Origin of the sequence: Archangium minus (genome assembly GCF_044360475.1) — a bacterium.
Taxonomy (GTDB): domain Bacteria; phylum Myxococcota; class Myxococcia; order Myxococcales; family Myxococcaceae; genus Archangium; species Archangium minus.
Window position 1 is genome coordinate 4,276,687 of record NZ_CP043494.1, and the last position, 26,585, is coordinate 4,303,271.

At 66.7% G+C, this 26,585-nt stretch carries 19 protein-coding genes; 14 read left to right on the plus strand and 5 right to left on the minus strand.

The window, feature by feature from the left end; genetic code table 11:
* Positions 1-258 precede the first annotated feature (258 nt).
* The 11 genes from F0U60_RS17670 to F0U60_RS17720 all read left to right on the plus strand — a co-directional run bounded on the left by F0U60_RS17670 (position 259) and on the right by F0U60_RS17720 (position 12,183).
* Positions 259-1,041 (plus strand): sugar nucleotide-binding protein, encoded by a 783-nt coding sequence (locus F0U60_RS17670; RefSeq protein WP_395821220.1) that lies wholly within the window; start codon positions 259-261, stop codon positions 1,039-1,041.
* Between the two features lie 317 nt (positions 1,042-1,358).
* A complete protein-coding gene (locus tag F0U60_RS17675) occupies positions 1,359-2,960 on the plus strand; it encodes a B12-binding domain-containing radical SAM protein (RefSeq protein ID WP_395821223.1) in 1,602 nt (533 codons plus the stop codon).
* The gene (locus F0U60_RS17680) at positions 2,957-3,679 is read left to right on the plus strand and encodes a class I SAM-dependent methyltransferase (protein WP_395821226.1); all 723 of its coding nucleotides are present in this window, start codon (positions 2,957-2,959) and stop codon (positions 3,677-3,679) included. The genes F0U60_RS17675 and F0U60_RS17680 overlap by 4 nt, the downstream gene beginning before the upstream one ends.
* Positions 3,680-3,807: 128 nt before the next feature.
* On the plus strand, positions 3,808-4,539 hold the full coding sequence (locus F0U60_RS17685) for a hypothetical protein (RefSeq protein ID WP_395821228.1): 732 nt from the start codon (positions 3,808-3,810) through the stop codon (positions 4,537-4,539).
* Between the two features lie 16 nt (positions 4,540-4,555).
* The gene (locus F0U60_RS17690) at positions 4,556-5,398 is read left to right on the plus strand and encodes a PLP-dependent cysteine synthase family protein (protein WP_395821231.1); all 843 of its coding nucleotides are present in this window, start codon (positions 4,556-4,558) and stop codon (positions 5,396-5,398) included.
* A 21-nt stretch (positions 5,399-5,419) separates the two neighbouring features.
* Positions 5,420-6,526: a guanosine monophosphate reductase gene (locus F0U60_RS17695; RefSeq protein WP_395821234.1), complete on the plus strand. Its 1,107-nt coding sequence runs from the start codon at positions 5,420-5,422 to the stop codon at positions 6,524-6,526.
* A 23-nt stretch (positions 6,527-6,549) separates the two neighbouring features.
* Entirely contained in the window at positions 6,550-7,788 is a 1,239-nt protein-coding gene (locus F0U60_RS17700) for a cytochrome P450 (RefSeq protein WP_395821238.1), read from the plus strand.
* A 45-nt stretch (positions 7,789-7,833) separates the two neighbouring features.
* Positions 7,834-9,255, plus strand: coding sequence for an FAD-binding protein (locus F0U60_RS17705; protein ID WP_395821240.1), 1,422 nt, complete (start codon positions 7,834-7,836; stop codon positions 9,253-9,255).
* A gap of 122 nt (positions 9,256-9,377) precedes the next feature.
* Positions 9,378-10,052 carry an HAD family hydrolase gene (locus F0U60_RS17710; protein ID WP_395821243.1) on the plus strand — a complete coding sequence of 225 codons (675 nt, stop codon included), beginning with the start codon at positions 9,378-9,380 and terminating at the stop codon, positions 10,050-10,052.
* Entirely contained in the window at positions 10,049-11,152 is a 1,104-nt protein-coding gene (locus F0U60_RS17715) for a polyprenyl synthetase family protein (protein WP_395821246.1), read from the plus strand. Before F0U60_RS17710 ends, F0U60_RS17715 begins: the two co-directional genes overlap by 4 nt.
* Before the next feature lie 23 nt (positions 11,153-11,175).
* On the plus strand, positions 11,176-12,183 hold the full coding sequence (locus tag F0U60_RS17720) for an FG-GAP repeat domain-containing protein (RefSeq protein WP_395821249.1): 1,008 nt from the start codon (positions 11,176-11,178) through the stop codon (positions 12,181-12,183).
* Positions 12,184-12,198: 15 nt separating this feature from the next.
* On the opposite strand, the gene F0U60_RS17725 is transcribed toward F0U60_RS17720, so the two are convergent.
* The 3 genes from F0U60_RS17725 to F0U60_RS17735 form a co-directional block, all read right to left on the minus strand.
* Entirely contained in the window at positions 12,199-12,921 is a 723-nt protein-coding gene (locus F0U60_RS17725) for a Coq4 family protein (RefSeq protein ID WP_395821253.1), read from the minus strand.
* A gap of 134 nt (positions 12,922-13,055) precedes the next feature.
* Complete coding sequence (locus F0U60_RS17730) at positions 13,056-14,321, minus strand: dicarboxylate/amino acid:cation symporter (RefSeq protein WP_395821256.1); 1,266 nt, start codon at positions 14,319-14,321, stop codon at positions 13,056-13,058.
* Positions 14,322-14,379: 58 nt separating this feature from the next.
* On the minus strand, positions 14,380-19,176 hold the full coding sequence (locus tag F0U60_RS17735; protein ID WP_395821260.1) for an Ig-like domain-containing protein: 4,797 nt from the start codon (positions 19,174-19,176) through the stop codon (positions 14,380-14,382).
* 232 nt (positions 19,177-19,408) lie between these two features.
* Here F0U60_RS17735 and F0U60_RS17740 point away from each other — a divergent pair, with 232 nt between their 5' ends.
* Together F0U60_RS17740 and F0U60_RS17745 are read left to right on the plus strand one after the other, a co-directional pair.
* A complete protein-coding gene (locus F0U60_RS17740; protein WP_395821263.1) occupies positions 19,409-21,316 on the plus strand; it encodes a serine hydrolase domain-containing protein in 1,908 nt (635 codons plus the stop codon).
* Positions 21,317-21,509: 193 nt separating this feature from the next.
* Positions 21,510-22,043: a putative immunity protein gene (locus tag F0U60_RS17745; RefSeq protein ID WP_395821266.1), complete on the plus strand. Its 534-nt coding sequence runs from the start codon at positions 21,510-21,512 to the stop codon at positions 22,041-22,043.
* Between the two features lie 102 nt (positions 22,044-22,145).
* Here the strand turns inward: F0U60_RS17745 and F0U60_RS17750 are convergent, their stop codons facing one another.
* Both F0U60_RS17750 and F0U60_RS17755 read right to left on the minus strand, forming a co-directional pair.
* Complete coding sequence (locus F0U60_RS17750) at positions 22,146-23,678, minus strand: DUF4241 domain-containing protein (protein WP_395821269.1); 1,533 nt, start codon at positions 23,676-23,678, stop codon at positions 22,146-22,148.
* 75 nt (positions 23,679-23,753) lie between these two features.
* Positions 23,754-25,430 (minus strand): NPCBM/NEW2 domain-containing protein, encoded by a 1,677-nt coding sequence (locus tag F0U60_RS17755; RefSeq protein ID WP_395821272.1) that lies wholly within the window; start codon positions 25,428-25,430, stop codon positions 23,754-23,756.
* Between the two features lie 234 nt (positions 25,431-25,664).
* Here F0U60_RS17755 and F0U60_RS17760 point away from each other — a divergent pair, with 234 nt between their 5' ends.
* Positions 25,665-26,561 carry an NAD-dependent epimerase/dehydratase family protein gene (locus F0U60_RS17760; RefSeq protein WP_395821275.1) on the plus strand — a complete coding sequence of 299 codons (897 nt, stop codon included), beginning with the start codon at positions 25,665-25,667 and terminating at the stop codon, positions 26,559-26,561.
* Positions 26,562-26,585: the final 24 nt, after the last annotated feature.

A 26,585-nucleotide genomic window follows, 5' to 3' on the forward strand; every position in this document is an offset into this window, starting at 1 on the left:
TCCGGTCATTGCTTGAAGGAGTGGGGGTGGTGGGATCAGTGCTGGTAGTTGACGTGAGGTAGGCGTCAGGTCCTTCGACGGGCGTGGCTCGCCTGAGAACAATTGCCAGGTGGGCCTCCAGTGGAAGGCTGCCTTCCGGTTGAGGTGGAGCGCACTGTCAGTGCTACCCCGGCAGCGAATCTGCCGCCCGCTCTTCCAGGTCGCTAAACTGCGGACCTCGAATCGAGGCAGGGTGCTTCGCGCGCGGGAGACACGGGAATGAAGGCCATCGTCACGGGTGCGAACGGCACCGTCGGCTCCCGGTTGAGTGAGCACCTGCGGAGCCACGGCTTCGAGGTGGTCAGCTGGGACCGCAGCCGCGTCCCGGTGGATGACTACTGGGCGATGGAGGGCTTCGTCCGCTCGGTGGCGCCGGACGTGCTCTTCCACCTGGCGACGGCCTCCCGGCCCTCGGGCCGGTCCAATGAGTCGTGGCTCGTCAACTACGAGTGGACGAGCGAGCTCGCGTGGATCACCCGCCAGCAGGGCGTGCGCTTCGTGTTCTCCAGCACGGCGATGGTGTTCTCGGACCATGCGCGAGGACCCTTCACGCTGGACTCGGTGCCGGAGGCGCCCGAGGGCTACGGGTACGAGAAGCGGCGCGCCGAGGAGCGGATCTTCCAGCAGAACCCCGAGGCGCGCGTGGCCCGGCTGGGGTGGCAGATCGACGATCAGCCCTCGGGCAACAACATGCTGGCCTCGCTGGAGGCGCAGATGCGCGAGCGGGGCAGGGTAGAGGCGAGCACGCGGTGGTTTCCCGCGTGCTCCTTCCTGGATGACACCGTGAGGGCGCTGCTGGCGCTCGCGTGGGCGGAGCCGGGGCTCTACATGCTCGACGCGAACGAGCGGTGGACGTACTACGAGATCGTCCGCGCGCTGAACGAGCGGCACGGTGGCCGGTGGCAGGTGGAGCCCACCGAGCACTTCGTGTTCGACCAGCGCATGATGGATGACCGGGTGGTGCTGCCCTCACTCAAGACCCGGCTGCCGAGCCTGGGTTGAGCACGGTCATTCCGACCCGGTGAAGAACTCGACGTAGTGCGCGAAGCCGCCGAGGCCACCGGGGTCGTGGTGGCAGTCGTCGTGCCTCCCGTACGTCTTTGTCGAATTGCTAACTGTTGCGCGAGCTCCTCTTTGACTCGAAGAGGAGGTGACTCGCTGCGTCTGGCTCTCTTTACCACGCGTGACTGACATGGATTGTTGGGCCAGGCGGATGGGCCAGCATCAAAGCCATCTCCCCTCATGAAAGGTCGCACATAGCGGGATTCGCGGGAAACCGTTATAAGAAGATAATAATTTTTCCAGGGGGAAGCTTCGCGATGAAGGAGAAGGTCGTCGTCCTGATGCCGAAGCTTGGGCACACCACCGGCGAAATGCCGCACATGCGCAATCCGCCAAAGAACTACATGCCGGGGCAGATGCTCTATTACCTCTATACGGCCTGTAGGAATCTGGGTTGTGACGTGAAGGTAATCGACGTCAATTGGTCCATTGATCCCTTTCAAGAGGTCATGGACTTTGGCCCGGACAAGCTGCTGATCAGCACGGCCACGCCGACCTTTCAGGGCACGCTGGATGCGATGTCGACACTGCGCGCCCGTGGCTATCACAAGCCCATCTTTGTTGGCGGACCCCATGTCAGCCTCAACGCGGGGATGCGCGATTGGCTGCTGCCGCCACTCGAAGGGGTGACCTATATCCCCCTCATCAAAAGCTCCTCCACCTTCGACTGGGTCCCCACCGTGTTCCCGGAGCGCACGCAGTTCGAGGTGCTGGGAATGCCGGACGCCGAGGCTCGGAAGTACATCGTCGAGCGCCTCACGCAGGAGACGGGCAAGGAGCCCAATCTCACCCGGCTCGAGCCCTACCTGTTCTCATACTTCGTGCCGTCCATGGACTGGGTTCGGGAGACCTACCACGGCGATCACATCCGCCCCGAGATGAAGCAGGTCCCCTTCCGCCATAGCATCATCACCTCGATTGGCTGTAGCAAGACGTGCTCATTCTGCGGCAATCCCTATATCTATCGTATCGGCTTCAAGTCCAAGGAGGTCGTGCGCGACATCCTGCGAGACTTCAAACGTAACGGTGTTGATCGGCTGTCCGTCGCCGACATGTTCTTCGTGATGCACATGCCGCACACGCAGGACATGATGGATGTGTTCAAAGAGGAGGGCATGCAGTATTCGATGCAGACCTGCCTCGAGAACCTCACGGACGAGCTGTTCGTCGAGCTCAAAGCCTCGGGTCTGCGCAAGTGCCTGGTGGGCATTGAGAACCCGGTCTCGTATTCGGTAGGCAAGCGCGTCGAGATGAACAAGCTGCGCTGGCTGCTCGATACGGTGCAGAAGCTCGAACTCGAGGGTGCCAAGCTCAGCTACATCGTCGGTCTGCCCGGCGTTGAGCTTGAGCATGATCTCGCGCTGCTCGACCACGTTGTCACGGAGATCCTCTCCCGCAACCATCCGCTCGAGGACCTGCAGGTCAACCTCTACACGCCCTACCGGCCCGAGGGAGACTCCGTCTACTTCCCGTACGGAGAGGAACCCCCTCCCCACAAGCCAGACATGCTGAAGATCCAGATCCTCAACCGGATTCCATTCAGCTACTGGGGGAGCTTCCCGGTCGGCATCGCCTCCGGGAAGGACTTCTGGCGCCAGCTCGTGCTCTGCGACCTGATCTACGACCAGGTCTACGCCGACTTCCGGGAGGTGTATCTCGGTGTGCGCGAGCAGTACGTCGCGGAGATCCGCGCGACCTATCCGAGCCTCGCGCTCCACATTCCGACGTTCGAGGACAGCCGGAGTGTGTTCAGCAAGGCCATGCGCCGGCGGTCCGTGCTCGAAAAGGCAATTGGCAATGACGAGGGGCGCGGTCGCAGGGTGGCTCCTCCGATGCTGGCCGTGGGAGGCGCGGCGTGAACGGGAGTTCCTCCATCGTCTCTGAGGAGTGCCAGCGTTGGGACGAGCGCTACGCCACCGAGCCGCTGTTCTTCGGCGACGCGCCCAATCCGTACCTGGTGGCGACCGTGGAGCGCTGGTTTCCCGCCATGGCGTCTCGTTCCCTGTCCGCGCTCTGTCTGGGCGAGGGCGAGGGGCGAGATGCTCTCTTCCTCGCTCGGCGTGGCTTCACGGTGACCGCGGTGGACGGCTCGCTCAAGGGGTTGGAGAAGCTGTCCCGCCGTGCCGGAGCCGAGGGGCTGGCGATCCAGGTGATGCACGCGGACCTGGCCCACTACGAGCCCGCCTCCAGGGCTTTTGACCTGGTCTCTTCGTTCTTTTGTCACCTACCACCCGAGCTGCGCCGCACGGTGCACGAGCGGGCAGTGCGGGCGCTGCGGCCCGGAGGGTTCTTCGTCCTGGAGGGCTTTACTCCTCGGCAGCGCGAGCTGGGCCTTACCAGTGGAGGCCCCAAGGACGTCCGCCTGCTCTTTGAACCCGCGGTGCTGCGCTCCGAGCTCGAGCGCAGGCCGGGTGAGGACGGGTTGGAGCTCTTCGAGTGTGAGGAACTCGTCGAGCACCTCGATTGTGGAAGGCACCAGGGCGAGGCCCGAGTGGTGCGGCTCGTCGGTCGAGTGTCCTCGAAGTTCGTGGACAGGACCGTGGATGTCCCCTCTCCCTCTGGGAGAGGGCTAGGGTGAGGGTATTTCCCTGCTGTGTTGCGATGTGAAGCGGGTCGAGGAACACGGAGAGGAACACGGAGACGAATACCCTCACCCCCCGCCCTCTCCCAGAGGGAGAGGGTGTATCTGTGAAAGAGGGGCGCGACATGACTGTTCGGGCGAGGCTTGTCATCACCGGGCCGACCGGGGTGGGCAAGACAGAGTACGTGAATGAGCTGATGGAGCGTTTCCCCATCGAGGTCATCAACATGGACTCCATCCAGGTCCATGCGTTCTTTCGCGTCGGCCCGGGTCGCGGGGATGCCCGGCACGGCGTGCGCCGGCACCTGTATGGCTATCTGAGCCCGCACGACTCCCTCGATGTCGCCGCCTACGTGCGCAATGCAACCGCAGTCGCGCACGAGATTGAACATCAAGGACACCTGCCGATGTTTGAGGGCGGCTCGCGCTCGCTCCTGCCCGCGCTGCGTGCGGCGATGCCGCTTGCCATTTTCGGCATCCGCCCACCCAATGACCTGGACTGGCGCAAGGCCCGCCTGCGCAAGCGCGTGGAAGGCTACTTCACCGATGACCTCCTGGTCCGGGAGATTCAGGAGGCCGTGCGCCTGGGTTACGGCGATACCCGGCTCATGCGCGACCCCTTGGTCTACATGCAGGCCCGCGACTACCTGGGGGGAAAGATGACGCTGGAGGAGTGCAAGCGCGCCATGGTGGGCAGCATGCTCCAGATGCAGGACGCGCAGCTGGCCGTGTTCGACACGCTGGACATCTCCTGGGTGACCGCGTCGAAGGACGCGCCCTCCGTGCTGGCGGGGCACATTGAGTCGTGGATCGAAGCGTCTGGTTGGCGGTCCTCGCTGCGCGGACAGGCCGCCTAGGAAACCGGTGCCACGTATGGACGCAACCCCGCTTGTTCCCCTGGATGGCTTGGACTCAGGACTCTTCGGCAAGGTGGAGTTCCGTCACCCATCGGGCTCCATGAAGCACCGCTCCATCCCCGCGTTCCTGGAGGAGCGCATGGCCAGCGGTGTGCTTCGTCCAAGCCAGCCCCTCATTGTCCACAGTGCCGGGGCCGCGGCTGTCACCACGGCTTGGGCCGGCGCGCGAATGGGGTGCCCCGTGCACGCCATCATCCCGCGCAACAGTGCCACGGGGGTGGTGGAGCTCCTGCGGTGGCTCGGTGCCGAGCCGCATGCAGTGGCCTCGCGCGAGGCACCCGCGTTCATTGCCGAACTGCAGCGCACGCACGACGCGTGGTTCTTGGATCAGTTCGGTGAGCCCGCGCTGATCGACCATTACCGGGTCGTCTCTTCGGAGCTGGTCTCACAGCTCCCGGACATCGAGGCCGTGGTGGTGGGGATGGGGACAGGGGTGTCCATCACTGGCATTGGCCGCGAGATGCGGCGGCTCCGGCCGTCGTGCCGGGTGATCGGCGTCGAGCCCGCCGAGTGCCAGCTCAGCACCGGTGCTCCCTGGGCACCGCATCGCATCTCCGGGTTGGCGCCGCCCATGCCGAAGCCGCTCCTCGACTCCAGCGTGATTGACGAGGTTATTGCCGTGAGCTCGGACGAAGCCTGGGCGCAGGCGCGGACCCTGGCTCGCCGCGACGGATTGCTGGCAGGTCCCTCGGCGGGCGCCACCCTGGCTGCGGCGCTCCGCCTGCGCGAACAACACGGCCTCCGACGCATCGTGGCCATCCTCGGCGGCTCCATCTCGGAGCTGCTCGGCTCTCACTAGCGTGTCTTGAAGGAGTGTCCCGTGTCCTCTCTCTCCGATGCTCCCGTGTACCTGACCTTCGATGACCTCACCGTCCTGCCGAGGCGCAACAAGGGTTCGCCCGAGGCGGTGTCATTGGCGGAGCGGGTGTCCCGGCGCCACCGTCTGGGTTTCCCCGTGTTGTCCGCTGGCATGCCCAGCGTCACCGAGCAGTCCATGGCCATCGCCATGGGGCAGTTTGGTGGACTCGGCGTCATTCATCGCTACTGCTCGATCGAAAAGCAGTGCGAGATGGTGGCGGCCGTGGCCTCGCACGTGCCGGATCGTGGCATCTACAAGGATGCCTCGGTGCGAGAGGGCGGAGCGCTGCTGGCCTCGGCCTCGTGCGCTCCGGTAGACCTGGAGCGTGCCAGGGCCCTGGCCTCCGCGGGCGCGCGGTTGTTGTTCCTCGACACGCCCAATCCGCCCAATGACGAGGTGTTCGCAGGGGTGGCGCGCATGCGGCAGGCTCTCCCCGAGGTGGACCTGGTCATCGGCTCCGTCGTCGAAACGGACACGGCTCGGCGCTACCTGGAGCTGGGCATCGACGCCATCAAGGTGGGCCTGGGCGCGGGCGCACTGTGCTCCATCCGCCGCACCGCGGGCGTGGGGGCCCCCCAGGTGACCGCGCTCGAGGACGTGTGCGTGGCGGCGCGCGACTACGGCGTGCCCGTCATCTCTGACGGGGGCATCAGTTGCTCGGGGGACATCGTCAAGGCGCTGGCCGTTGGCGCGTCGGCGGTGATGCTCGGCTCGCTGCTCGCGAGCTGCGACGAGGCTCCGGGCGCGGTGGTGGAGGTGAACGGCAAGCGCATGAAGGAGATCGCGGGCCTGCGCCTCTCCGACCTCGAGATCGACGGGCCCACGGGCTATCCCGCCGTGGACGCCTACCTGCGCGAGCATGCCGCTCCTCGGGTGGAGGGCGGCGACGCGCGCATTCCGGCCAGCGGACCGTGTCACCTGACGCTGCTGCGGCTCCTGCGCGGTGTCCGTGTAGGTGTGCACATGGCAGGGGCCCTCAACCTCGAAGAGCTGCGCCGTCACGCCCGGCTGGTGCGCGTGTCGCCCTCGGGTGTGCTCGAGGCGAATGCGGCTGGGTCTAGCGCTTAGGCCGCACGGCAGGGGGGAACACGATGGAGGCATCCAATACCGGCGGCACGGACCTGGAGCGGTTCAACCCGTTCCTGCCCGAGTTCATCGACAACCCGTATTCTTTCTACGAGCGGTATCGGGCTCGAGATCCCGTGCACTGGGGGCTGCCCCAGTCTCCCGGGCGGCCCGGGTGTTGGTATCTGTTCAAATACGAGGACGTGTCCGCGCTCCTTCGGGATCGCCGCTTCGTGCGCAGGTGGCCCCCCGCTCCGAAGATCCCACCGGAGGCGCGGCCTCAGCCCCAGAGCCTCTTCCAGGAGGTGTGCGATCGGTGGCTCTTCTCGTTGGACCCACCGGACCATTCGCGATTGCGCTCGCTTGTGAACAAGGCGTTCTCTCCTCGCATCGTGGTCGAGCTTCGGCCGCGCATTCAGGAGCTCGCCAACGGGCTCCTCGACCGGCTGGGGGACTCCTTCGATCTTGTTAACGACTACGCCTTTCCCCTGTCGTTCACTGTCATCGGAGACATCCTCGGCGTGCGTCCGGAAGACACCCAGGACTTCCGGGCCTGGTCGATGGCCGTCGGTGATGGAATCAACCTGCGGCAGGGCTCCGAGGGCCTCGAACGCGCCAACCAGGGCACGCAGGCGCTCCTGTCCTATTTCCGTGACAGGGTCGCCGAACGGCGCAGGCAGCCGCGAGCCGATCTCATCAGCAGCCTGATCGACGCTCGGGACGCAGGGGAGAAGCTCAGCGAGGAGGAGCTCCTGGCCCAGTGCATTCAGCTCATCTTTGCCGGCCATGAGACCACCGTGAACCATATTGGCAACGGCATGCTCGCGCTGCTCCAGCACCCCGAGCAGCTCGCGCTGTTGCGACGGTGTCCCGAGCTCATCGACAACGCAGTGAACGAGCTGTTGCGGTTTGACTCGCCCGTCCAGACGACCGCGGCGCGCAAGCCCATGGAGGACCTCGAGCTGGGAGGCAAGCTCATCCGCGCGGGCGAGCCCGTCATCGCGTTCGTGGGCTCGGCAAACAGGGATCCGGCGGTCTTCCCCGAGCCGGACCGGCTCGACATCACGCGCAGCGGCGCACCCCACCTCGCCTTTGGGACGGGCATCCACACCTGCCTCGCGGCCTCGCTCGGCCGGACCGAGGGAGCCATTGCCCTCGAGACCCTGGTGCGCCGGCGGCCAGGCCTGAGGCTCACGGGCGAGCCCCTCGCGTGGCGCCCTCACGCGGTGCTCCGCGGCTTGCCGGAGCTTCGCGTCCACTCGTGACACGAGCGTCTTCCCCTACACCCCCGAGCAGGAGCACGCGCAGACATGAGCACGGTGATCGACGCCTTGAAGCAACTCCCCGGGTTCTCGGGAGAGGTCCTCTCCAGTCCGGACGAGCGCCAGCGGACCGCGGAGGACTTTGGGCACTTCGTCCATGAGGTGCCACTCGCCGTCATACGGCCGCGCTCGGCCGAGGACATCGCTCGGGTTGTACGTTTCGCCCGCCAGGAGGGCATGAAGGTCGTCGCACGCGGCATGGGCCAGTCGACGTATGGCCAGGCGCAGGTGGAGGGAGGGCTCGTCATCGACATGGCGCAGCTCCACCAGCTTCATGCGCTCGAGCCTACGAGCGCGTGGGTCGACGCGGGCCTCCTCTGGCGTGACCTGTTGCGCGCCTCCCTGGCTCACGGCCGAGCCCCCCCTGTGCTCACGGACTACCTGCTCACCACCGTCGGAGGGACGCTCGCGGTGGGTGGCATTGGGACCCAAAGCTATCGGCGTGGAGCGCAGACAGACCACGTGCTGGAGCTGGAGGTCGTCGATGGGCATGGGAATCTCGTCACCTGCTCGCCGGAGCGGAGCCGGGAGCTCTTCAATGCCTGCCGTGCCGGGCTCGGCCAGTTCGGCATCGTCACCAAGGCGCGGCTTCGTCTGGAGCCCGCTCCGCCCTCCGTGCGTGTCTATCGTACCTTCTATTCCGAGCTGGGGCCCTTCGTGGAAGATCTCTCGCTTCTCACGGCGCGAAAGGAGTTCGATGGGGTCCAGGGCGCCGTCATGCCCAACGAGCTCTCCGCGTTGAAGGAGATGATTGGCCCGGACGTGACGCGCATCGAGCTGCCACGAACGAGCGGCCCCTGGTTGTTCATGATCAAGGCCACGCAGCACTTCGGCCCAGAGAGCGCACCGGACGACGCCTGGCTCCTGCGAGGACTCCGTCATGCACCTCGAAGTCAATATGCCCAGGAGCGCGGATATCTGTCTTTCTTCAACCGAATGGAACCCTGGGTCCAGGCGCTCAAGGCCGCGGGCTTATGGGACATTCCTCATCCGTGGATGAACGCGTTCCTGCCCTCCGAACAGGTCCTCCCGTTCATCGAGGATACGCTGGCCCACGTCCCTCCTGAATGGACCCGTTACGGCTTCATCCCCGTCTACCCATACGCGCGCGAGCCCTTCCAGACTCCGTTCCTGCGCGTGCCCGACACTTCCTGTTTCTTCCTGTTCGGGATCCTCGGCAGTCTGGTGTCGCCTACCCCGGAGTCCACCCGCCAGGGGTTGGAGGCGGTCCGGCGTCTGTATGAGCGCTGCCTGTCCCTGGGTGGCGTGCGCTACCCGGTCGACTCCATCCCCCTGCGCGAAGGCGACGGCCCCAGGCACTACGGCCCCCTATGGCCGACCGTATTGGAGTTCCGTCGGAAATTCGACCCTGGCCGTATTTTCGCACAAAAAAAGAAATCCATGGTTTGATGAGTGATACCTCCGATGACGTCTACTCGTCACGGTGATGCATGGCTTGAGCTAGGAACTGGAGCCCCCCCGTCAAGTATGTCTTTTCTTGCCGTGACGTGACGATGAGAAAGGGTGGGGCCATGTCAATCCATGCCGTAATTTTCGACCGCGACGGTGTGCTGACGTACTTCGACTTCGCGCCGGCGGTGGAACTGTTTCGTGACTTGCCTCAGGTTCCATTCGAGGCCGTGCGCCAGCGTTGGTTTTCGTGGAGCCGCGCAGTTGGAACCCCGCGCACAGTGGAGGCCGAGCGCCAGTTCCTCGCCGGCTTCTGGGATGTGCTCTGCGACGAGTGGTCCCTGGACGGCCGGGCGCGCGAGCGGTTCCATCAATTTGACTACACCCGGACGATCCGCCCCTTCGCGGACGCCCGCCCCACGCTGCTCGCCCTACGCGAGCGGGGCCTCCGGGTTGGCGTTCTCTCCAACTTCCCGATGGCCAGCCTTGAGGCCTCTCTGGCCGCGGCGGGCCTGGGGGACCTGATTGACGTGGCGTGTGCGGCGCCTGTCATCGGGGCGTCCAAGCCGGAGCCCGCGGCCTACCTCCATGCGCTGGCGGCCCTGGGCGTCTCCCCGGACGAGTGCCTGCTGGTCGATGACGAAGAAGCCTGTGTCGAGGGGGCGCGGGCGGTGGGCATTCACGCCTTCCTCCTGAAGCGTGGGGGGGCTGCTCAGGGGGCAGGGGAGGCCACGCTTCGCGGCCTGGACGCGCTCTCCCCGGTGTTGGAGATGCGTCTTCTCGGGGTGGTGTCATGATTGCCGCGGTTCCCCATCCCGGCGCACAGCCCGTCCTCTTTCCAGGGAAGTTCCAGGGCATCTTCTCTCGGGTGCGAGCGCGGTATGCCCCGCTGCTCGAGGAGGCCCGAGCGACCCTGCGCGCCCTGCCTGTTCCCTCCGCTGTTCGCGAGTACTACACGTACGGGGTCCTGGAGCATGCCCAGCCGTCGTTCATGCTGCTGCCATTGATGTACCTCATCATGGCGGAGCACGCGGGCGGCATCACGCCCCGGCATCGCCGCTACCTCCCGTGGTACATGCTCGCGATGGAGCTGGTGGCCGTCCTCGACGACACGGTGGATCACACGCCCTTCCGCTCCGGCCGAATGACGTACCCCCGGCGGTTCGGCGAGTCCTCCGCGGCCTCCTTCTCTGGCTTCCTGATGAGCACCCTCTTCCGGAAGACCGCGGAGACGGAGCCGGTGCTGCTGCCACTCGTCGCGGACCTGTTCGAGCAGCTCTGCGCGTTGCAGACCTGGGAGAACCACTCCCGCTATCCCGAGACCTCGCCGGAGGTGCTCTCCCGTTGGCTCCAGTACCATTATGACGCGGTGGCCCCCGCTATCGCGCAGGCGTTCAATGGGGCGCTGACGCTCCATGGCCTTGAGCCCATCCCTCATGAGGTGTGCACCCGCTTTGGGGACCTCATGCAGGACGTGGACGACATCGTGAACTTCCTGGAGCAGCGAGAGGAGGAAGGGGAGAACGACGACCTGAAGATGGGAATCGTCACCCAGATGTTGCTCGCCACGGTTCGTGCGGACGGCTCGGCGCAGGAGGCGTTGGAGGCGCTGTGGAGGCCCTATCGGGCGCTACCGCTGGTCTCTCAGGAGGCGTTCTCGGTGGGCCTGGCGCACTGCCACCAGCGGACCCGGGGCGAGTACCAACGGATGGCGGAGCTGCTGCTGCGGCAGGGGCTGCCGGTCGCTCTGCGGAAGGTGCTCGCGGACGCAGAGGCCTGCGTCGAGGCCACTCCCGAGTCGTTGCGGCCTTGCATGCGCGACATGGTCCAGGCGTTCGTCAACCGACTGCACCTCTTCGGACTGCCGAGCCTCGTGTCGGCACCTCGACTAGATTGAGGGCCCCTGAAGGGGGTGCAGACATGAAGTGTATCAAGGTTCCTCTGGCGGCCACGGCGTTCCTGGGGCTGGTTGCGGCGTGTGAATCTCCCTACGAGGCCCTGGAGCTCTGTAGTGCTCGAGGCGATTCCGCAGGTCGCGTCCACGTCTCGTGCTTCGCCCACCAGGACGATACCGGGCGCATCGATGAGTTCGTCTCCTTCTCGCAAACCCTCGAGGGTACCTCGGGTTGGATCGATCGCTGGCAGTATGGTGAGGCGCTCCACTTCACCGACTTCAACGCCGATGGGCTCGCGGACCTGTGCAGCGCCAGGGGTAATGCCGAGGGCCACGTTGAGGTGGCCTGCCACGAGCGAGACTCCGGTGGCGACTTCTCGGACAAGGCCTCCTTCACGCAGACCGTGACGGCCCTCTCGGGCTGGGTCGAGGACTGGCAGTATGGCGAGGCGCTGCACTTCGCCGACTTCAACGGCGATGAGCGGATGGATCTCTGTGCCGTGAAGGGGACTCCCGAGGGCGCCCTTGAGGTGTCCTGCCTCTACCGCGATGCCAAGGGCCATTTCCCGGACGCGCTCTCCTTCCAGCAAACCCTGACGGGCAAGCCGGGCTGGGTCGAGCGCTGGCAATACGGTGAGGCGCTGCACCTCGTCGACTTCAACGCGGACGGGCGCACGGACCTGTGTGGCGCTCGCGGCGATGATGCCGGTCAGCTCGAGGTGTTCTGCTTCCTACGCAACGGCGATGGCAGCCTCCCGGATGCGCCCTCCTTCCAGCAGTTCTATGCCCGAGGTTGGTCCAACCGCTGGCGGTATGGCGAGGTGTTCCACTTCACGGACATCAACGGGGATGGGCGCTTGGATCTCTGTGGCGCCCGAGGCGTGGTGTCGGGTCAGATCGAGGTGGGCTGCTTCTTCCGTTCGGGCGAGACCTCCTTGACGGAGAGCGCCACGTTGCGCCAGCTCCTCTCCGACAAGGACATGCTATGGACGGCGAACTGGAGCTACGGCGAGGCGCTGCACTTCACCCGGTAGGTCAAACCGACCTGATCAGGCCGCGGCCCGCTGCGCCTTGAGCTCCGCACTTCGGATCGGACGGTAGTCGCGCGGGGCCTCGAGGTTCAGCCGGCGGCGCACTTCTTCGACCGGCAGCGCGAGGAGCGATTCCCAATCGACGGCTGGGAACCACGCCGCCTTCCGGCCGCGGCGGAAGCCGTCGAGGATGGTCGCGCGCGCCCTCTGCGCGTCGGGCGAGCCGCTCGTCAGGAGGAGACCGATGCCGACGATCAGACCGATCGCGGGATTCTTCGTCTGCGCCAGACTGAACGCGAGGAGCGCCGTCTCGCCGAGCACGTCGCCGTGATAGCCGGTCGCGGCGTGCCACAGATCGTGCGTGTCGCGCATGCGCGCGTTCACCCAGTCGAGCGGCGCGGGGAGCGCCTTGGTGAGTGTCGCCCCCTTCGCGGCTGCGTCGCGGATCCCCTGCGCGGAGATGTTCTCGCGTTCGACGAAGTCGAGATACGCGCGCCCGAGCGACCCGTCGGGGAGCCGCGCGAGGGCCGCGCGATCAGCGAGCACGTCCACGATGTCCGGCTTCTTCGCGAGCAGCGCTCGGCCGGTCTCGCTGCGACGGAGCCTCGACGCGGCCCGCTCCAGCGTGTCCAACGAGAGCGACTCGATGATGGTGAAGACCTGCGGCAGATCGTCGGGATTCTTGGCGAGGATGCGGGCAGCGCGAAACGCGCGACGGGGATCGAACTGCAGGTGCATCATGGGAGTCCTCCTCTGCTATGAGCACGACTTTGTGGCTTACAGCAGCAGCGAGGTGAGAAGGAAGGGCCCGAGGTGATTCGTGGCACCGCTCTCGGACTTGCGCCGAGTTTCGGTCCTTGGAGCGAGGACGGCTTTCAGGGCGACTCCTCCAGCCCAACGTTGCTGGAGGCCCGGTTGTACACGGCCTCGTCGAGCAAGCCTTCCTCTCGAGCTACCAGGACTGGCACCAGCATCTGGCCGGTGACGTTGGTCATCGTGCGCATCATGTCCAGGATGCGGTCGATGGCGATCAGGTAGCCGAGCCCCTCCAGCGGCAGGCCGGCGGAGCTGAGCACCACCGTGGCCATCACCACCGCCGTCCCCGGCACGCCCGCGGTGCCGAAGCTGCCGAGCACCGAGGCCAGCAGGATGATGAAGTACTGCGAGGCGGACAGGTCCAGGCCGAAGTACTGCGCGACGAAGAGGGAGGCGAGGGCAGGGTAGATGGCGCCGCAGCCGTCCATCTTGATGCTGGCGCCCAGCGGCACCGCGAAGGAGGCGTAGTCGCGGTTCACCCCGAGGTTGTGCGTGATGCTGCGCAGGGCCACGGGCATGGACGCGAAGCTGGACGAGCTGACGAAGGCCACCTGCATCCCAGGCGCCGCACCCCGGAAGAAGCGCAGCGGATTGAGCCCGTGTGCCAGCAGCAGGCCGCCGTAGACGAACACGATGTGCAGCGCGCAGGCCACGTACAACGCGAGCACGAATCGGCCCAGTGGCAGGAGGCGCTCGAAGCCGTAGGTGCCCACCAGGGCGGCGATGAGCCCAAAGGTTCCAAGCGGGGTCAGCTCCAGTACGAAGCGGGTGACCTGGATCATCGCCTCGCTGGCCTCACCCACCAACGTGCGCAGCCGCGCCGTCTTCTCTCCGAGCTTGACCAGCGCGAAGCCCAGCAGGCCGGCGAAGAAGATGACCTGGAGGATCTTCCCCTCCGCCAGTGCGGCGAAGGGGTTGGTCGGTACCACGCCCAGTATCACCTGCACCGGCCCCGGCACCTCGCGCGGCTTGTAGCCCTCGGCCATCATGAGCGTGCCCACGCCGAGTCCCGGGCGAAGCAGGACGGCGGTGCCCAGGCCGATGCCCACCGCCAGCGCCGCGGTGACGGCGAACCAGAGGAACGTCTTGCCGCCCAGTGCCGCCACGCTCTTCTGCCCGTGCAGCGCCGACACCGCATGGATGACCGCGAAGAACACCAGCGGTGTGGCGATCATCCGGATGAGGTTGACGTACAGCGTGCCCAGCGGCTGCAACCAGGGCCCTGCCGCTTCGCCCATGGCCCAGCCCACGAGGGCGCCGAGCACGAAGCTTCCCAGGACGCGCTGCCAAAACGGAATGCGGAACCACCAGGACAGCAGCTTCATGGGCGCTGTCTAAGGTCGCCACCACCCGTTGTCAATGCGGGCTACTCGCGCGCAGGTGTCAATTGCTCACCGTGATGGAGATGGTGGAGCTGTAGGCAGAGTTGCCGGAGGGGTCGATGGCGCGGACTTTGAGGGTGTAGGAGCCGTTGGAGCGGGTGGAGGAGTCCCAGGAGAGGGAGAAGGGGGCCTCGGTGTCGGAGCCCAGGAGGGTGGAGCCTAAGTAGAACTCAACCTTGGAGACGGTGCCCCGGTCATCGGAGGCGGAGGCCTCGATGAGGACGGTGCCGTTGAGGATGGAGCCGGCGGAGGGAGAGGTGATGGAGGAGGAGGGGGCCGTCAGGTCGTTGTCGAGGGTGACGTTGACGGGGGAGGAGAGGGCGGTGTTGCCGGCGGAGTCCACGGCCCTGGCGGAGAGGGCGCGAGGGCCATTGGGGAGGCCGCGGGTGTTGTAGCTGCAGGAGTAAGGGGAAGAGGAGTCGGTGCAGACGACAGTCGTGCCGGCGAGGAACTCCACCCGAGCCAGGGCCCTGTCATCGGAAGCGGTGGCGGAGAAGGAGACGGAGCCGGTGAGGGTGTCGCCCTCGAAGGGGGCGGTGAGAGAGACAGTGGGAGGGGTGAAGTCGTTGTCGGTGGTGACGGTGACAGCGGCTGAGGTGGTGCTGTTGCCGGCCGCGTCCAAGGCCCTGGCGGTCAGGGAATGAGGGCCATTGGCACTGTTGCGGCTATTCCAAGTGAAGGAATAGGGGGAGGAGGAGTCGGAGCCGAGCAGGGAGGAGCCGTCGTAGAACTCCACCTTGGAGACGCCCACGTTGTCAGAGGCAGAGGCGGAGAGGGTGACGTTCCCCTTGAGGACGGCGCCGGCAGCCGGAGCGGTGAGAGACACCGAGGGGGCACTCCAATCGTTATCAACGGTCACGTTCACTGCGGAGGCCGCGGACGAGGAGAGCCCCACTGCGTCGATGGCGACAACGGACAGGGAGTGCGCGCCGTTGGAGACGGTGCGCGTGTCCCAGGAGAAGGAGTAGGGGGCGGAGGAGTCAGAGCCGAGCAGGGTGGAGCCGTCGTAGAAGTTGACGCGGGCCACGCCGAAGTTGTCGGAGGCTGAGGCGGAGAGGGTGACGGTGCCCTTGAGGGTAGCGCCAGCAGCCGGAGCGGTGAGGGCGGCGGAGGGCGGGGTGTTGTCCACGTCCGTTCCCACGGGGAACACCAGATCATCGTGATCGTCCAGCGTGCCCGTGGAGCACGCGGCGGTGCTCCCTCCACTGCGGTACACGGCGCGCAGAGCCTGCAGGGCTCCCGAGGGCAGCAGGTACGTGGTCGAGAGGGTTCGTGCGCCGGTTGCGGTGGGGGTCAACGTGGTGAGGTACGTCCACGACGGCGCGTTCGCGTCCCGGGCGTAGAACAGGTCCAGCCGCTCATTGCTGGTGGAGGTCACCCAGAGCGTGACATCGACCTTCACCTCCTTGCCCGGAGCAAAGGGGGTTCCATCCACACTCGAGACCAGGAGTTGATCAATCGAAGGGCTGGAGTGGAATGCGCCCGTCGTGCCGTCCAAGCAGGAGCCTCGCAGCGTGTTGGGCTGGTGGGGCTCGGGGCCGAGGTTGGCTCTGCCCTTCACGAGCGTCGTGGTGTCGCAGCGATGCGACACCTCCGCGCACCGGGGCACGCCGAGCGTGGTGTCGTACTCGGCGGTGCCAGGGTGGATGAGGGTGATGGAGACGGTGGGGCTGTAGGCAGAGTTGCCGGAGGGGTCGATGGCGCGGGCTTTGAGGGTGTAGGCGCCGTTGACGCGGGTGGAGGAGTCCCAGGAGAAGGAGAAGGGGGCCTCGGCGTCGGAGCCCAGGAGGGTGGAGCCCAGGTAGAACTCAACCTTGGAGACGGTGCCCCGGTCATCGGAGGCGGAGGCCTCGATGAGGACGGTGCCGTTGAGGATGGAGCCGGCGGAGGGAGAGGTGATGGAGGAGGAGGGGGCCGTCAGGTCGTTGTCGAGGGTGACGTTGACGGGGGAGGAGAGGGCGGTGTTGCCAGCGGAGTCCACGGCCCTGGCGGAGAGGGCGCGAGGGCCATTGGGGAGGCCGTGGGTGTTGTAGCTGCAAGAGTAAGGGGAAGAGGAGTCGGTGCAGACGACAGTCGTGCCGGCGAGGAACTCCACCCGAGCCAGGGCCCTATCATCGGAGGCGGTGGCGGAGAAGGAGACGGAGCCGGTGAGGGTGTCGCCCTCGAAGGGGGCGGAAAGGGAGACGGTGGGAGGGGTGAAGTCGTTGTCGGTGGTGACGGTGACAGCGGCCGAGGTGGCGCTGTTGCCGGCAGCGTCCAAGGCCCTGGCGGTCAGGGAATGAGGGCCATTGGGGCTGTTGCGGCTATTCCAGGTGAAGGAATAGGGGGAGGAGGAGTCGGAGCCGAGCAGGGAAGAGCCGTCGTAGAACTCCACCTTGGAGACGCCCACGTTGTCAGAGGCAGAGGCGGAGAGGGTGACGTTCCCCTTGAGGACGGCGCCGGCAGCCGGAGCGGTGAGAGACACCGAGGGGGCACTCCAATCGTTATCAACGGTCACGTTCACTGCGGAGGCCGCGGACGAGGAGAGCCCCACTGCGTCAAAGGCGATAACGGACAGGGAGTGGGCGCCGTTGGGAACGGTGCGGGTGTTCCAAGCGACGGTGAAGGGTGGGGAGGAGTCAGAGCCGAGCAGGGAGGAGCCGTCGTAGAAGTCGACACGGGCCACGCCGAAGTTGTCGGAGGCTGAGGCGGAGAGGGTGACGGTGCCCTTGAGGGTAGCGCCAGCAGCCGGAGCGGTGAGGGAGGCAGAGGGCGGGGTGTTGTCCACGTCCGTTCCCACGGGGAACACCAGATCATCGTGGTCGTCCAGCCCACCGGGTGAGCAGGGCATGGGCATGCCGTAGGTCCGGTAGACGCCGCGCACCGCCTGCAGGGAGCCCGAGGGCAGCAGGTACGTGACCGACAGCGTCTGATAGCCGCTGGCGAACGGGCTCAAGGTGGTGAGGTACGTCCACGACGGTGCGCTCGCATCCGTTGCGTAGAACAGATCCAGTTGCTCGTTGGAGGGCTCGAGGCTCGCCCAAAAGCTGGCCTCGAGCTTCACCTCCTTGCCGGGGGCGAACGGGGTTCCATCCGCTCGCGAGACCTTGAGCCGCTCCAGGGAGGGGTCGAATTGATACACACCATAGACTCCCTCCTCACCGTCCACGCAGGAGCCGCCCAGGGTGTTGGGGGTGTGCTGCTCGGGACCGAAGGTGAGGCCTCTGCCCGCGAGGAGCTCCATTGAGTCGCACTGGCTGCTCAGGGTGCTGCAGCGCGGGGCGCCCAGCACCGGGTCGTGGCTTGCGATGCCCGGGTTGTCGAGTGTCACCTCGACCGAGCTGGCCGCGCTGTTACAGCCGTTATCGAAAGCGCGTACGGTGAAGGTGGCGCTGCCGTTGTTGTGCTCCCTGCTGTCCCAGATGAGCGAGTAGGGGGCTGTCGCGTCGGAGCCGATGGTGCGGCCATCGACATAGAAGTCCACCCGGGTGATGCCCACGTCATCGGATGCCGTGGCCGTGAGGGTCACATTTCCACTGAGCGTGACACCGCCTGCGGGCGCGGTGAGTGAAACGCGGGGGCGCACCGCGTCGGTCTTCCCCATGCAGGCCGAGTGCAGCAGTCGGTTCGGCGAGCCGAGTCCAGGCTCGGTGATGCGCTCGGGGACCGAGCGGGCGAGGATCTCCTCGACGACCTCGGGGGGTGCTGCCGTGGGGTGCCCCTCCAGGTAGAGGGCGACTGCACCGGCAACGTGGGGGGTCGCCATGGAGGTGCCGTCGGCGATCTCCGTATCCGTATCACCCGTGAACCAGGCCGACAGGATGCCCTGGCCCGGTGCGAAGAGGTCCACGCAGGAGCCAAAGTTAGAGAACCAGGCTCGCGTGTCGGTCTCGTCCGTCGCGCCGACGGTGAGGGCTTGCGGCGTGCGGGCCGGGGAGGTGAAGCATGCATCCCAGCCTTCGTTGCCCGCGGCGACCACGAAGGTGACGCCCGCGGCGATGGTGGCCGCCACTGCGTCATCCAGAGACTGGGTCGCCTCGCCGCCGAGGCTCAGGTTGGCGACCGCTGGCTTCTCGTGATGGGCGGCAATCCAGTCAATGCCGGCGAGCACCTGCTCCAGGGTCCCCTCGCCCTCGCAGCTGAGGACGCGCACCGGATGGAGCAGCACGTTCTTGGCGACGCCCACGGTGCTGCCGCCCACGGTGCCGGCCACGTGGGTTCCGTGCCCCCGGCAGTCTTCCGTGCCGAGCCCGTCCCCGATGGAGTCGAACCCGGGCCGCATCCGGCCACTGAACTCAACATGGGTGGAGAGCACTCCGGTGTCGACGATGTACGCGTGCACCCCGGCGCCCGTGTACTCGTAGGTGTAGGTGCCGTTGAGCGGCAGGTCCCTCTGGTCGATGCGATCCAGGCCCCAGATGGCGCCGTTCTGCGTGCCCGACTGGCGGAAGAGACGATCCTGCTCGATGTAGCGCACGCGGGGATCCGTGCTCATGCGCCGCGCGGCCTCCTCCGACAGGGCAGCCGTGAAGCCCTTCAGGGCGTGGGTGTAGGTGCGACGTACCTGGGCGCCATGGGCCCCCGCGAGGGCCGAGATGCGCTTCCGGGTGTCCTCCGGGGGACTCGCGAGCCCCTTCTCCTCCTCGAGGACGATGACGTAACGGTCCTGGATGGCCCGGGACGGTTGCGCGAGCAGGAGCCGCTGATTCAGGGGGCGTTGCGTCTCCGATGTGGAGGTCTGGAGCTCCGGCCGCTGCTCGCATCCGAGGACGAGCCGGGAAGCTCCAAGAAGAACGACGGTCCACAGTAGCGTGCGCATGGGAACCCCCAGGGGGCTGTTGGGTGGTGCGTGAGTGGATCATCCCAGGTTCGGTGCTCGTCGGACCAGCCCCCCAGGCCAGAATGTCAGAGGGGGCTCGGTTTCCGGTTCTCTACTCACCGCCAGTGACATTCCGTGACCTTTGAACGACACACGGCCTACGGTTTCCCACACGCCATTCAGAGACAGTCCTCCCGTTCCAGCAAGTACCCACGGGACATGGGAGATTGTCATGAATCGCAAACACCCCTTTTCACGCCGGCAGGCGCTCTATTTCTGCACGGCACTGCTTGGGCTCGGCGTGCTCGGCTCGGCCTGCGACGACCGCGGTGGCACCCCACCTGCGCCACCTAAGGTGGACTACACCGCGCTGAAGGCGGAGCTTGGCCCGTTGATCAACAACGTCATGGCGCAGGCCAACGTCGCCGGAATGAGCATCGCGCTGGTGGACGGCCAGGACGTGGTGTGGTCGCAAGGCTTCGGCTTCGCCAACGTGGCGGAGCAGACGCCCGCCACCCCCCAGACCGTCTACGAGGCCGGCTCGATCGCCAAGGTCTTCACGGGCGCCGCCATCATGCAACTGGTGGAGCAGGAGCGCATTGCGCTGGACCAGCCTATCGAGCAGCTCATCCCAGGCTTCTCCATCCAGTCACGGTTCTCCAACGCCGGCCCCGTCACCCCTCGCAACCTCCTGACCCACCACGCGGGGATTCCCGAACAGCAGCTCGTGGGCGCCTACGCTCAGACACCGCTCACCTTGGCTGAGCGCGTGGCGTACCTACGGGAGGACTCTCTGGCCAACCCGCCGGACAAGCTCTGGGCCTATTCCAATGGAGGCTTCGCGGTCCTCGGCCGGGCGATCGAGACCGTCTCGGGGATGGAGTTCACGGCCTACATGAACCAATACATCCTGGGCCCTCTGGAGATGACCGACTCCTCCTTCCGGCTGGACGCCCAGGTCGCTTCGAAGATGGCGATGGGCTACGGCGCGTTGCCCGCCAGCGACTACCCGGTCAATCTGCTGGAGAGCTACGCACCCGCCGGCGCGCTCCGCAGCTCGGTGGAGGATCTGAGCAAGTTCATCCGCATGCTGCTGGCGGATGGCCGGTTCGGCGGTGGGAGCGTGCTGCGGCCCGCCTCCCTCCAGGAGATGTGGAGGCAGCAGAATGTGGGCAGGCCTCTGGACCTGGACAACCGCATCGGTCTTCCCTGGTATCTGTATGATCTCCCCCTGAAAAATGGCCAGACAGTGCGGATGGTCGAGCACGATGGCGCGACCCAATACTTCCGTTCCTATCTGTCCCTGCTGCCGGAGCACGGGCTGGGCGTGGTGGTGCTCTCCAACTCCGAGAACGCGGACGGACTGGTGGGGGAGATCGCCCATTACGCGCTCGCGCGCGCCTTCGAGCTCAAGAGCGGACAGGAATTGGCGCCGTTCCCGGAGGAGCCCGCGGTGCAGCCGGTCCAACGTTCCGAGGAGGAGCTCCGTGCGTTGGAAGGTGTCTACGCCACCCAGGTGGGCCCGATGGTCGTAGGCCTCGAGAATGGCATGCTGAACGTCACCGTTCAGGGGATGCGTCTGGCGCTGGAGCCACACGAGCAGGGGTACTTCAAGGCGGCACTTGGTGACTCCAACATGTGGCTCTACTTCGAGGAGATCGAAGGCCATCTCGTGCTGGCGGGCCACTTTGGCCTCTTCGGTCGCCAGTTGCAGGGGGAGCGGATCTCCCTGTCCCCGCTGCCGGAGTCCTGGCATGGCCGGCTCGGCCGCTACGTCCTGCCTCAGGGGTCACCTCGGGAAGTGATTGAGCAGGCCGAGCTCAGCACCGAGGGAGACCTCCTGGTCCTTCGGCTCTTCAGCCCCATGTATGAATCCGGCTCGGCGGTCAGTCTGTTGAAGCCGGAAGGGGACGGATTGGCCGTGGTGCTCGGCCTGGGTCGAGGACTGGGTGAGGTCGTGCGCTTCGAGCAGGTGGACGGCACAACCCATCTCATTGCCAGGGGGATCCGGCTGCAGTTGCAGCCCGAGGGCCCCACGGCGACATCGGCGCTTGCCGGAAGGGAAGCCGCGCGGAGCCGCTTGTCTCGGGTATGGGGGCCACGTCGCGGCCCGGCCCTTCCTGCGTGGGGTGGGTTCTAGGTAGGTCGCCAGAAGTTCCGAGACAAACTCCGGGTGCATGCACAGCTTCTGGTGCATGCGACCAGGCGAGGCGGCGAAGAGCCAGGGCTGGCAGGTGTCGTGTCGAACTCGCGGGCATCCGCTTTGGTGGTTCCCCGCGGTTCGTTTTGAGGCAGGCTTCCGGGTGGTGCCCACCACGTGAGGGAGGCGAAGGATGGATCGCGAAACCAGTCGGATGACGCTGAGTGACGAAGACCGCCGCTTCGTCGGACTTTGGGCTGCTGATTGCGCCGAGCGGGTGCTGCCGCTGTTCGAGGCGCAGGCTCCCTCTGACACCCGTCCGCGCGAGGCAATCGAGGGTATCCGGGCCTTCGCGCGCGGGGGGAAGCGGACAGCGCAGCTGCGCTCCGTTGCCTGGACGGCTTACGCAGCCGCACGCGAGGCCGGCAATCCGGCAGCCACAGCCGCCGCTCGCGCCGCGGGCCTCGCAGCGGCAACCGCTTACCTCCACGCATTGGCAACCCCTCACCAGGCGAAACACGTCCTTGGGCCTGCTGTGTACGGGGCGCGGGCCCGCGAGCTCGCGGCGGGCGACGATCCCAGCGTCGGTGACGAGGAGCTCCGATGGGCGATTGAGCACGCCTCGCCGGTCGTTCGCGAGGTTCTGCGGCGGATGCCGGCTCGCGGCGCTGGTCGCGGTCGGCTGGACAAGCTCTTTTACCAGCTCGACGCAGGCCTTCGCCGCTGACGAGCCATCCACGTCGCTACGGAGCGCGCTGCGCGCGGGGGACTCTTACGCCCGTGAATGGGCGTTCCCCGCCTGCTCGTATTAGCGCGGTCCCGGGAGTCGCTACGGAACGAGCCGAGGCTCGGCGAAGCGCGTGACAACGCTGGCGACACGCCCGTCAGCGTCCAGCCCGAACCAGGTGGGGTACACCCCATCACTGAAAGCGGAGCTGAACACCGCCACGTTGGCCGCCGGCGCGGGAGCCAGCTCCACCAGTCCCCCCGAGTTGGCCTCGAGGAGTGCCTGGACCTTCGGTAGCAGAGGGTGCTTCCCAGCGAGCCCCATCTGCCTGTCCAGGGTCTCTTCCACCTCGGCGTCGCGGAACGACGCCGTCCCCGAGTCCACCGCATAAGCTCCCGCCGCACGCCAGTGGATCACCGGGCGCTCCGACACCTGGAGCCGCGCAAAGGTAGGCACCTGCTGCCCGTTCCCCTCCGCAATCGTGAGGAAGACGGGATGCGTCCTGGCGGGGAGCGCCACGGCGAAGGGCGACGAGTCCAATGAGAAGGCATCCGAGGCCACGAGCCGCCCGGAGGTCAGCCGCAGCTCCCCCAGCAACTGCTGGCGCAGCGTCACCTCGCCTATGCCCTCCAGCACCGCCCGCTGTCCGTCCGCGAAGGCTGGCGCAACGAGGGCCGCGTCCACCTCATCCCCCAGGGCGATGGTGCCCACCCCTCGCGCTTCCCTCGGCTGCTCTCGAGGCTTCTCGCGCCAGTAGCCCACCGCGAGCCACAGACACACGGCGACTCCCACCCCGTTGAAGACCTTGTTCGCCCAGGACGGCCGCGCGCGAGGTTTAGGCAGGGGGCCGGTCTGCTCTGTATTCGCGCCAGGCGAGCCCAGCCTCGGCAGCTTCAAGCGCTCCCGTTGGCTCGCACCCACCTCGTTGACCGAGCGCACAACCTGTCGCGCGTAACGCCATGCCCCCTTGCGCGTGTAGCCATACTCTCCGGGGGCCGCTGGCTTCCATTGGGCATCCCCGGTGCTCACCCAGCGCTCCACGGAGCGGGTGCTCAGCTCTCGCAGGGCCTCGAAGACCTGCCCGGGTTGCCAGGTGCGCAAGGGGAGGTGGGCCTCGACCTGCAGCCGCTGCTGGTGGAAGGTCTGGAGCTCGGCTGGCGCCGCGTGGAGCAGCGTGGCCATCGCCGAGGCTTTACCCAGCTGTTCACCCGTCCCTGGATAGTCGTTCGTCGTCAGGACTGTGCCGTTGGCGTCCTGGCTCACCAGCACCGTGCGCTCGACAGGGTCCTTCGCCGCGCGAGTGGCCACCACGATGCCCAGCGTTGTGCGGTCCGGCGAGAGCCACAGGGAGAAGTCGGCCTGCGGGAGCGTTCCCTCCGGCACCTTCTGGAAGAGGCCGTCGAAGCTCCAGCCCAGCCTGGCGAAGACCTCATGGGTTGTGGCGACATAGGGCCGGGCCTCCGGTGGCGGGGACTCTCCCTCCACGGGGCGCAGGAAGTCATGGACGGCCAGACGCGCCTTGCGAACCTGCCGGTAGGCCAGGCTCAGCATCACCAGCTGCCATCCCCCCACGAGTAGCCCGAGCAGCACGACCAGGTGTGCCGCCAGCACCAACACGCCTTCGAACAATCCCAAGAAACGCCCCCAGCACTCCGGGTGCGGCTGCACCCGGACACTGGTCACATCGTAGCAAGAGGGGCCTTCCCAGGCTCAATCCAGACGCGCGCCCGCCCAGTCTCCGTGGTCGCAGGTGCCGCCATCGCCCGCGTTCCCCACGAGCAGCCGGAGCTGCTGCTTGTCCACGACGTCCACGTCCACCACCTGCGTCGCGCTCGTGCCCTTCAGCGTACCGCTCTGGAACAGCACATTGCCTTGCTCGTCGATGACGGAGAACACCACCGTGCCCGCGCTGCCCATCGAGTCGTCCACGCCGATGTGGGACTTGAAGCGCGAGTACTGGCCGCCCAGGTGGATGACGATCTCCGAGGCCGCGTGGACCCCCACGCCCTTGGCGTATTTCACCCCCGCCAGCGAGAGGGTGTGTCCGTCCGTCGCGCCCCGATCTCCGTTGCTCCGGTCCCGCTCGGCGGGGCCCACGCCGTTCGTCTGGGAGAGCCACGGCATGTCACTGACGTAGACAGGGTTGTCGTTCAGGACGACATCCTTGACCTCCGAGAACAGGAACCTCTGTCCGTGGGTTCCGAGCACGAACGTGTTCTGCTCGATCCGGAGGCCGTACGGAGGGTAGATGGAGCCCCCAGGAGACGCGTAGATGGCCTGGATGGGCTGGGTATTGGCGCTCATGTCGAAGTGGTTGCCGCGGACGGTGACATCGTGCGAGTTGTTGATGATGAAGATGTGGCTGCGCCAGGTCGTATCCGCATGCACGGCCGTGTAGCTGCGCGTGAAGGTGTTTCCCTCCACGAGGACCTTGCTGCTCCGGTCCTCGATGTGGATGGGCTCGTAGCGGTAGTTGTCGAAGCTGTTGCCGCGAATCACCGCGCCCTGCACGTTCGCGAGCCCGATGCCGAAGCCCGCGCCATATCCAACCCTGCGGTTGTCGCGGAAGGTGCTGTCGGAGACCTCGACGTCGGCCATGTCTGCTTTCGGCGCGTTGAACTCGAGGTCGTCCTTGAAGTTCCCCTCGAACGTGCTCTGGTTCACGACGATACCGGAGACGTTGGTATAGGTATTACTGGCCTGGAACAGGCCATACACCAGGTTGCGGACGGTGCACTGCTCCATGCGGATGTTGCGGTGCAGCGCGCCCTCGCCGCCCGATGCGAACATCACCCCATGCGCCACGAGCTCTTTCGCGAGCTGCTCCTCGGTCTGCTGGCCATCGAGCACCACGCGCCGCATCGTGAAGTTCGACGAGGGGCGCAGGATGATGAGGGCGCTGGTGCGCTTCGTCTCGCGGGCCAGTTCCGGGGCCTGGTTGCGGACCAGTTCCAGGTCCTGGAGCGTGATGTCCCGGTTCGCGATGTTGAAGAGCGCGCGGACCCGCTCCGGGCGGTCGCTGTCGGCCTCCAGGGTGATGCGCGAGGCTCCGGCGACTCCGCGCACCGTGACGTTCGCGGGGATGGTCAGCATCTCGTTCGTGGTCGTCGTCTTCACGAGGCAGTTCCCGGCGGGGACGAGCAGTGTTCCTCCGCCCGCGCTCGCCAGGGACTTGAAAGCCGAGATGAAGGCGGGGAGGTCGTTCGTCGTGCCGTTGCAGGCGGCACCTTTCGTGCGCAGGTCCAGCTCGAGCAGTGCGGCGGTGGTGGTGCCAGGGGTCGCGCTGTCCGCGTCCTCAGCCCCCGGGGCGAGGTCAGGCGAACAACCGGCGGCGAGGAGGGTCCAGGCGCACATCAGGGAGAGTCGAAGGGGATGTCTGTTTTTCATGGGAGGCTCACGGAGACCGCGGCTGCGGTGCGGGATGAGGGGACTGCACGAGGTGCTTCCGCGGCTCTTCGTAGTTCGACCCGGGGGGTGCATTCCGTCTTCGTTGGGTCGTGCACGTGTAACGCTTTGTAAAGGTCACGGGCCTGGGCGGAGATGCGCTGCACACGACACCTCCGCGGGTGCTCTTCGCGGGCGCGTGGGTGGGCTCTGGCGGGGCGCGCTAATCTCTCCCGCATGGAACTGAAAGGCTCGACCGCCCTCGTCACGGGGGCCAATGGATTCGTGGGAACGTATGTCACCCAGCGGCTGCTCGCGGAGGGGCTTCGGGTCAGGGCTTGGGTCCGTCGTCCCGAGGCCGGGAAGGAGCTGGAGCGGATGGGGGCGGAGGTCGTCCTGGGTGAGCTGACCGACGGGGCCACGCTGGACGCCGCCGTGCGCGGCGCCCGGTGGGTGGTTCATTGCGCGGCGACAGGCTCGGATGACTTCACCGAGGCGCGGCAGGTGAACACGGAGTTCACCCAGCGCCTGACCACGGCCGCGCTCGCCGCGGGCTGCGAGCGCTTCGTGTACATCTCCACCATCGCCGTGTACGAGCTCCGAGGTGAGAACACTGTGGCCGAGGACTCGCCCCGGGTGAGCACGGGCACGGCCTACGCGGTCACCAAGGCCGAGGCCGAGCGGGCCGTGGAGGCCGCGGCGGCCCGGGGCTTGCGGACCGTCATCCTCCGCCCTGGGGCCATTCTGGGCGTGCATCCCACGTCCACCTGGGGCACGCAGCTCCCCGCCCTCATCCGAGCGGGTAAGTTCCCCCAGGTGGAGGGCGGAAAGGGCAGGCTGGGGTACCTCCACATCGGCAGCCTGACGGAGGCCGTCGTCCTGGCGCTCCGCGTGGACGCGGCGGTCGGGCAGGCGTTCACCCTCATCGACGGGGACATCCCCGTTCACCGGTACATCGACGCCTTCGCCACAGGCCCGCTGCCCTCCGTTCCGCCAGAGCAGGCCCCCAGCTTCCTGTCCTTCCGCGGCCAGTATTCGATGGAGAAGGCCCAGCGCGTGCTGGGGTTCGTTCCCCGGGACGTCTTCGATTCGAGCATGGCGGAGATCCTCGCGGCCCTACCGCGGCAGGGGTAGGGCCAGCGGGTGCCTGGGCCTTCG